Annotated in this window: 2 pseudogenes; one reads left to right on the top strand and one right to left on the bottom strand. The window is 41.0% G+C overall.

Going from position 1 to position 893, the window contains the following annotated elements:
* A pseudogene (locus C5470_RS22030) lies at positions 1 to 272 on the top strand (Rpn family recombination-promoting nuclease/putative transposase); the annotation flags it as partial.
* Between the two features lie 321 nt (positions 273 to 593).
* Here C5470_RS22030 and C5470_RS22025 read toward each other — a convergent pair.
* Positions 594 to 893: pseudogene (locus C5470_RS22025) on the bottom strand (ISKra4 family transposase); the annotation flags it as partial.

Below are 893 nucleotides of genomic sequence, written 5' to 3'. Positions count from 1 at the left end.
CTCCACATTTTGAACAGGTACTTCAGAAACTGATTGAACAGGTAGGCAGCCATCAGGAGGCAATAATGAATATTGCACAGAGATTACGGGAACAAGGTATTCAGCAAGGTATTCAGCAAGGTATTCAACAGGGCATTCAGGAAGGCATTCAGGAAGGTGAAAAACAAGCTTCAATTAATATTGCCCGTGCCTTTTTAAAGAATGGTGCCAGTATTGAACTGGTTATGAAAAGCACCGGTCTTAGCCGTGAAGAACTCCTCTCCTTACAATAACCTTTTCCTTTCTATTTTTTGTACTTTTACTCACCTTTTTAAGGTGGGTAAAAGTATTTGCTAATGTCAACAGGCGCGGAACTCATTGGGGCGCTGGCATTTTTGCTTATATGACGCCGGATAGATTTAAGCAAGCCCATCATAAATCAAAATTAGTCTTTGCAAAACCAAGATGGGTAACTATTTACATTAATAATAGGAGAGCATAAAAAAGTCTGGGGCACTTGAATTATTTAGCGGTAAAATGGGCAACTCAACCGGACTATTACCCATTATCGGCCCATGAATACTTATAGGAGACCATAAAAATCTGTGGGGCACTTATGCAGCAATCTTTTCTGTCCAAGAATGCTCCGTTTCGTCACCTAATTTTATGCCCGGATACCCATGCTCAAATTGGGTTTTCAAATCATCATTAAGTACGGCTGTGCGGGTCTGGAGTAAGTCATGCGCACCTTGCTGGCTCCATTGCATCTGCTGCTTTTTCACCATCAGTTTGGCAATCACTTCATTGATCGTCGATTCAACAAATGAAGAGGAAATGGGTTCACCATAGCGGTACATTTCACCATAATTCGGGATCATCATGCTGTTATTTTCAATGTAGGTGTACATTTCATC

This window comes from Photorhabdus stackebrandtii (genome assembly GCF_011189495.1).
In the GTDB taxonomy this organism is placed as follows: domain Bacteria; phylum Pseudomonadota; class Gammaproteobacteria; order Enterobacterales; family Enterobacteriaceae; genus Photorhabdus; species Photorhabdus khanii.
This window is presented reverse-complemented; position numbering and strand designations above follow the sequence as displayed.